Source organism: Streptomyces sp. NPDC002133, assembly GCF_040296405.1.
In the GTDB taxonomy this organism is placed as follows: Bacteria; Actinomycetota; Actinomycetes; order Streptomycetales; family Streptomycetaceae; genus Streptomyces.
Genome location: NZ_JBEOXF010000013.1, coordinates 137544 through 144364 on the forward strand (window position 1 = coordinate 137544; position 6821 = coordinate 144364).

At 66.1% G+C, this 6821-nt stretch carries 6 protein-coding genes; 3 read left to right on the forward strand and 3 right to left on the reverse strand.

What is annotated here, in order from left to right:
* Window positions 1-142 precede the first annotated feature (142 nt).
* Window positions 143-829 carry an alpha/beta hydrolase gene (locus tag ABT078_RS16650; RefSeq protein ID WP_351228212.1) on the reverse strand — a complete coding sequence of 229 codons (687 nt, stop codon included), beginning with the start codon at window positions 827-829 and terminating at the stop codon, window positions 143-145.
* Window positions 830-1063: 234 nt separating this feature from the next.
* Between ABT078_RS16650 and ABT078_RS16655 the strand changes: the two genes are divergently transcribed.
* Window positions 1064-1300 (forward strand): hypothetical protein, encoded by a 237-nt coding sequence (locus ABT078_RS16655; RefSeq protein WP_351228214.1) that lies wholly within the window; start codon window positions 1064-1066, stop codon window positions 1298-1300.
* 1013 nt (window positions 1301-2313) lie between these two features.
* Here the strand turns inward: ABT078_RS16655 and ABT078_RS16660 are convergent.
* Entirely contained in the window at window positions 2314-3324 is a 1011-nt protein-coding gene (locus ABT078_RS16660; RefSeq protein WP_351228216.1) for an alpha/beta fold hydrolase, read from the reverse strand.
* A gap of 257 nt (window positions 3325-3581) precedes the next feature.
* A complete protein-coding gene (locus ABT078_RS16665) occupies window positions 3582-4535 on the reverse strand; it encodes an alpha/beta hydrolase (RefSeq protein WP_351228218.1) in 954 nt (317 codons plus the stop codon).
* A 799-nt stretch (window positions 4536-5334) separates the two neighbouring features.
* On the opposite strand from ABT078_RS16665, the gene ABT078_RS16670 reads away from it, so the two are divergent.
* Window positions 5335-5481, forward strand: a complete 147-nt coding sequence (locus ABT078_RS16670) for a hypothetical protein (RefSeq protein WP_351228220.1) — start codon at window positions 5335-5337, stop codon at window positions 5479-5481.
* Between the two features lie 305 nt (window positions 5482-5786).
* Window positions 5787-6545: a DUF6928 family protein gene (locus ABT078_RS16675; protein WP_351228222.1), complete on the forward strand. Its 759-nt coding sequence runs from the start codon at window positions 5787-5789 to the stop codon at window positions 6543-6545.
* Window positions 6546-6821 lie beyond the last annotated feature (276 nt).

The following is a 6821-nucleotide window of genomic DNA, read 5'->3' on the forward strand; positions in this document are numbered from 1 at the left end:
GCGTTTGAATCGGAGTCAGAAATATCGGTTCCGGCACGTGTTACTGAGCTTGAAAGCGTGATGTCGTTGCAAGGAGGCGGCCCGGTCGGTCCGGGGCCGCCTCCTTGCGTGTTGCGCTGCGGCTGATCGTTGTCGGCTTGGCCTAGGCGCCGAGGGACTCCGCGGCCTCACGGATCACATCGAGGACGAAGTCAGGATGCGAGAGCATGGGAACGTGGCTGCTGTCCACGGGACGGACATTGGCGCCCATGCGCTCGGCGGCGGACCGCTGCAGGTCGGGGTGCACGGTACGGTCGTTGTTGGCGACGATGAACCAGCTTGGCTTCGTCCGCCAGGCGGTGCCGGGAACCTGCTGGTTGAACAGGTCCGCCACTGGCACAGCGCCCGTCGCCAGGACGAGCTTCTGTTCCGCTTCCGGGAGGTCGCCGCAGAAGTGCGGGACGCCCGAGGGCTTGAGCCACACGCGGCCGTCAGCGACGTCCAGGTGCTCGAAGATGGGCGTGCTGGGGAATTTGTCCAGCTGTTCCTGCGACGTTTCGTCCTCGTCCGGGGCGAGCGCGGCGATGTACACCAGAGCGCCGACGCGGTCGTGGGTGCCCGCTTTGGTGATCAGGGTCCCACCGTAGGAGTGACCGACTAGCACGATCGGGCCGGGGACGTGGTTGAGCGTGAAGTTGACGCATGCGACGTCGCTTTCGAGCGAGTCGAGGCCGTGCTGCGAGGCGAACACCTCGTGCCCTTCAGCCTGGAGCGTGGGGATGAGCTTGTTGAAGCACGACCCATCCGCCCAGAGTCCGTGGGCGAAGACAATGCTGGGCTTGCCCGCCATGACGTTTCCTCCTAGAGGGAGATCAAATATGCAATATTGCAACACATTGCACGTTTAGTGCCTGTTCTTGCGTGATGGCCAGGCGTGTCGCCCCATCCCAATCGTTGGGCCTACGAGGCTGAACGTGTTGTCGCGGTGGTCAGGTGTTGTTGACCAGGCCCGTTCGGCCAGGCGCCGTGTATGAGGTCGCCGCGGTACTGGATGTGGCGCAGGCCGCGTCGGATGCGCTGGGCGATGCAGAAGAAGCTGACGGGCCTGGACTATCCGGCGTCGCGGATTCACCAGATGCCGGACCATGCGGGTGCGCCCCGGGCGAGGCTCGACTTGCGAATGATGGGCAGCCACTTGGCTTTGGAGGTCACCGGCACCAGCAGTGGGGTGATCGTCGAAGCGTTCGGGGCTCCGGAGACGGAGGACGTGAAGGTGACTGATGTGAAGCGGAAGCCGAAGGTGGACGCGCCCACGTCCTGACCGGATCGCACGGGACGTGCGCAAATGGGGCTAGTGCAGATGAGGAAGGAGCCTTCGGCTCCTGCGACCTACGAGGGTCGGCTTCGAAAGGAGGGTTGCGGCGGGGCTCGACCGCAAGGTGCGAGAGCAGCGAACGAGGCACTCCGACCAGGCATAACAGGGGGTAGGTGGTGCGGAGGTGGTGCGCGGAGCCTAGAAGGGTCTAGACAACACAAAGGCCCGGGTCGGGGATCATGTCCCTGGCCTGGGCCTTCATCTTTGGAGCGGGTGACGGGAATCGAACCCGCGCTCTGAGCTTGGGAATCACCGGCCGGATCGACGCCAAAAGACCGCTGAGCAGGGCGAATTCCCTGATCGACCGCTGTTGCAACGCGCTCTGTTGTCCTGCGGTTGACCGTGGCTGACCGCCCGTCCTGGCACGGATCTGGCACGCACTGTGGCCTTGAGCCTCATCCCCCTCGGCGGGCGATCAATCCTCCGGCAGGTGGTAGTAGACCGTCGCCGAGAGGCAATCGCCGTGCTCGGTGATTTCTGAGTGGATCACGATGTCCTGAATCTCCGCCGGCCCCAGTGCCTCGATAGTGTCGGCGATTCGGCGCAGCAGCGCGGGCGCGTTGTCTCATCCCGGCCCAGACGGGTTCGCCTGGGAGAAGTGATACACGGTCCAGCGCTCGGAGTTGGTCTGCATGCGGCTGAGCGCAGTTGCCTGCGGAGACCCCCTCGATGCGAACTACGGGCGAGGCGGTCATTGAGGTTTCTCGGGCAGGCCGTTCGACTCCGCACGTGCGTGTCAGTCGCCTGCGCTCGCGCTGGCTGCTGGCACTGCGGGCAGCTCCGTGAGCGTAACCCGCTCGGTGACACGGGCTGACACCGCGTACGTCGTCGCGTGCCGACTTCCTTCCTTTCGGTGTCGAAACCCGACAACTGCCTGCTGAGGGGGGTCCGATGTCCTCCTCCACAAGGCGCGCGGGTCAACCATCACCCAGCGCGGGCGGCGGCTGTCCGAGGACGGGTCAGCCGTTGCCGAGGAACGCCAGGAGCCGGTTGGTCGTCTCGGTCGGCTGCTCCTCGTACAACCAGTGGCCCGAGTTCGGGACCACTTCGCCCGTGACGTTCGTGGCGTAGCGGCGGACCTGGTCCGGGACGGACTGGCCGAGGCTGTACTGGGCGCCGATGGCCAGGACCAGCATGGTGAGCTTGGTCTTGGCGTTGAGTTCGTTGTCCGACACGTCCTGGTTGAGGGTGCGGAACCACTCGAAACTCGCCCGAGTGTGTCCGGGCTGCTTGAGGTAGTGGCCGTAGATGGCGGCGTCGTGCGCGGTCACGCCGTCCTTCTTGTACTCGAGCATGTCGGTGAAACGGTCGATCCACTGTGCCTCGCGGTCCTTGACGGTCTGCTCGGGCAGTCCGTTGGTGACGTTGAAGAAGCCGAAGTTCCAGAAGCCCGGACCCTTAGACGTGAGGGAGGGGAAGTTGTAGAGCGTCTGGTCGGGTATGGGCGCTTCACTGAGGACGAGCTTGGTGACGTCCTGGGGGTGGGCGGCGGCGTAGGCGTAGGCGACCATAGTGCCGATGTCGTGGCCGACCAGTCTGATGTCGTGGTCCCGGTGGAGCTGGGTCAGGAGGCCGTGCACGTCAGTGGCGAGGGTCTTCTTGTCGTATCCCGTGGCGGGGGCGTCGCTGTCGCCGGCGCCGCGCAGGTCCGGGGCGATGACGTGATAGTGCTTGGCAAGTGCGGGCATGATCTTGTGCCACTCGTACCAGGTCTGCGGATAGCCGTGCAGCAGCACGAGGGTCGGGCCCTCTCCGCCTTCGACGAAGTTGATGTGGACGTCGCCCACCTTCACCTTGCGTCCGGCGAAGCCCGCGGGCGGCTTCGGGGTGAGGCCGGAGGAGTCCTGCGCTGCGGCATGGGTCGTTCCGGAGGCCGAGGACCGCGCGGAGAGGACCGTGGCGGACGCCGCGACGACGACACCGGCAGCGGTGAGGGCGGGGATCAGAAGCTTGACCTTCACGACGGTCATACCTTTGGTTGTGGGATGGACTTGGGATCGGACGGGTGTGAAGGGCCGCCGTCGACGGTGATGCCGGAACTCGCGAGGGTTCCTGAGCGGTCGCAGTCCTGCGGGATGCGGCCGCAGGACGTTGGGTTCGTCGGCCCGCCGGTTGCGAAGCCTGTTGAGCTACGGACGGATACCAAAGGGGCCGAGGAGACCGCCGTCGATGCGCTGCTACTCGGCGAGTGCCCCCGGCAGGATTCGAACCTGCGCACACGGCAGGCTCAGAGCGCTCCGAGTGCCTTCCTGAGGACATGAACGGCCTGCTCGATCGCCCCCGTCGTCGCCTGCGTGGGCCGCACGGGGTTCAGCATCATGAAGTCGTGGATGATGCCGTTGTACCGGACGCTGGTGGTGGGAACTCCGGCCTGGGTCAGCCGTGCTGCGTAGGCTTCGCCCTCGTCACGCAGAACGTCGTTCTCGTCCACGAGCAGGAACGCCGGGGGCAGGTCGCGAAGGTCGTCCAGCGTGGCGCGCAGCGGCGAGGCCGTGATTTCGTTGCGCTGCTCGTGGTCGGGGAGGTAGGAGTCCCAGAACCACGCCATGGCCCTGGCCGTGAGGAACGGGCCGTCGGCGAACTCCTGATAGCTTGCGGTGTCCTGGGCGGCGTCCGTGACTGGGTAGTACATCGACTGGTGCACGAAACTCACGTCACCCCGCTGCTTGGCCATGATCGCCACGGCGGCCGTCATGTTCCCTCCGACCGAGTCGCCGGCCACCGACATGCGGTTGGCGTCGAGGCCTTCGCTCGGCCCATTCTTGGTGATCCATTGCGCGGTCGCGTACGCCTGCTCGATCGCCACGGGGTAGTGGGCCTCGGGTGAGCGGTCGTACTCGACGAAGGCGATCGCGGCCTTGGCGCCGTCGCACAGTTCCCGGATGAGCCGGTCGTGGGTGCCCGAGTTGCCTAGGACCCACCCGCCTCCGTGGATGTACAGGATGACGGGCAGGGGGCCTGCGGCTCCCAGCGGCTTGATGAGGCGGACTCGGACGTCGCCGACCTCGGCTGGCACCGTGAACCACTTGTCTTCGCCGACCTCGACCTTAGCGACCGGCGCGGCCTGAACGTCGTCGAGCACCTTGCGGGCGCCCTCCGGACCGAGTTCGTACAGGAAGGGCGGGCTGGCAGTCGCGTCCGCGAATTCCTGCGCCTCCGGCTCAAGGGTGTGCTTTCCCATTGTTTTCTCCTTTTACTTTCTCCTTTTGGCGGTTCTCTTGAAACCTGGCTTTTTAACCGGCAGGGATCGGGCTGTGGCGGACACCCCATATTTCCCTCCTTATCCGCGAGGGTTTTCGCGTACACGGATATCCGGGAAACCATCGCCTCTTGCGTTCCCGGTTCGGTGTACACCGGGTCCCGGTCGGCGTGAGGCCCTTGGATCGCGGTCTGTGGATGCACCCGATGCGGGGCGGGCCGGTGCTCTATCGCCCCCTGTGCGGGCCGGGCCGCGCGCTCATGGCGCCTGCCGCCCGCGGCCGGGCACACCTGGCCCAGCACGGAAGGCACGAACACTGTCCATTCTCACCCTTGAACACGGCGGCCGCCTTGCGGCGGCTGGCCGACGTCTGCACCGCCTGCGCGCCAACTCGGGCAGCGCCGCGCCGTCGTCCCACTCCACTGCCTCGTCAGCGTCAGCGAGGCCTACGCCTCGCCCGCCTGAGGCAAGGCGCGGGTGGCCTGTGCAGCGGCGTCCGCGGGCTGTCCGAGCGCAGCTCGGGCCAGAAGAAGGATGGCGACGACTCCCACGGCCAGGCTCAGTAGCGCGATGGGTAGTCCAACGAGTGTGGCGGCGTCAGCAGCGTCCTGCCCATCAGATACATCCGCACTGCGGGCGACCGCTCTTCACGGTGTGTCGGAGGTGTGTCGCGACCAGTGAGAGACAACGAGAGAAGGCGGGAGTCATTGAGGCTGACTCCCGCCTGCAGGCCCTCGGCCTCGTTCCCGTCATCCGCCGACTGCGAGGTTCCGACTCGTCGGTGCGTTTCAATGCGCGCCTTGACCTGCTGGACGTCGTCGGCTCCCTGCTGCTCTTCGGCGGCCTGCTGCTGAGTCTCGCAGTGGCGGAATCCTGGTTCTGGCTCGCCTTCGCCGGCTTCGCGCTCATGGCCGCCGTCTACGCGTGAAGGGTGTCCACTGGCTCCGCGCTCGCCGCCGTCCCACGGCCTGATCCAAACGACAGGCTCTAACCGCTCGGTGCACTACTTCTTCTTGCCCTGGGTCTTGCCGGGGATCTTAGTGACCTGCGTTTTCCCTGCTCAAGACCAGTGGGCTCGTGCGCCTTGTGGTCGTCGTCGGTCGTCATTGGCCACTGTCGAGCGGCTTCGGACGGCCCAGAGACGGCCCAGCCGGTCAGGCAGGCAGAGCCACTTTGTCAGTGCGCACGGCTAGGGTGCGCCCACCATTAGGCGTAACGCTCTGGGGAGGGGCTTTGGGAGCCAAGACGGGGCTGCTGGTGTACGCGGACGGCGACGTGCCGGGGTTGCTGCGGCGCGTAGGGGCGGCGGACCTTGACCGAACGGTCACCATGATGCGGCGGCTCTACCCTGGCTGGGAGATCGAGCAGTGCGAGGGCTCGAACCTTTGGGACGGCGTGTACCCGCCGAAGGGGACGGCGTACGCAGCGAGCTGGCCGGGCGTGGAGGTCATCGGTGATCAGGGAGTAATGATCGACGCCCCCTCCCAGCTCCCGGAACACCTCGTGGCGGCAAGCGCCGGCCGACGGCTCGTGCTGCACGCCATGCACAGCGTCGTCGACTGGCTGGCGTTCGCTGTGTGGGAGGACGGGCGCCTCGTCCGCTCCCTAAGCCTGTCGCCGGGCAGCGGAATCATCGAGAACATCGGCGAACCGCTCCCCTTCGAACTGCCCTACTGGGCCGGAGACCGCCCGGCGGACATCATCCCCTGGCCCGGCGAGGAGGAAGAGCCGTACGCCCTGCCCTTCCACCCCTTGGAACTGGGCGAGGACGCGCTGCGCGCGCTCTGCGGGTTCATTCAAGAGGGCCGTCCCGAGCCCGACGACGTCGACGCGGACGCCATCGAGCTGTACGGATTCCACATGCGGGACCCATACGGGCCCGATCCCGCCGAGCAGGAAGCGGAGTTGCGCAGAGCCGTGGAGGACATGGATCCGCCGCGCTTCTACACACTGAGCTCTGACGGCTCACTGATCGAGCGCGACGGCCTTTAGCTCGTGACCTCTTCGTCCCGAAGCAACTTGGGCAGATGCTCCACCTTGGGCCTCTGCGCTTCTCACCTGCTGCGATGGTCCGCAGGCGTCCGCGCTTGTCCGCCACTGTGCATCGGCGTTGTCACGCAGTTAGACACTCAATCCTGTCACTCAGGATGGTGGTCAGTGGTCGGCTGATGCTCTCGGCTCGGCATTGTGCAGTGCAGCTAGCTAGGAGCGAGGTGGGGCGAGATGGATCGTGACCTGCGGCACACGCAGCAGCGGCATGACAAGTTG

Bases quoted from the DNA above. Each gene is read 5' to 3' on its own strand.
- ABT078_RS16650 (WP_351228212.1), bottom strand. From the start codon at position 829: ATGGCGGGCAAGCCCAGCATTGTCTTCGCCCACGGACTCTGGGCGGAT.
- ABT078_RS16655 (WP_351228214.1), top strand. From the start codon at position 1,064: ATGCAGAAGAAGCTGACGGGCCTGGACTATCCGGCGTCGCGGATTCAC.
- ABT078_RS16660 (WP_351228216.1), bottom strand. From the start codon at position 3,324: ATGACCGTCGTGAAGGTCAAGCTTCTGATCCCCGCCCTCACCGCTGCC.
- ABT078_RS16665 (WP_351228218.1), bottom strand. From the start codon at position 4,535: ATGGGAAAGCACACCCTTGAGCCGGAGGCGCAGGAATTCGCGGACGCG.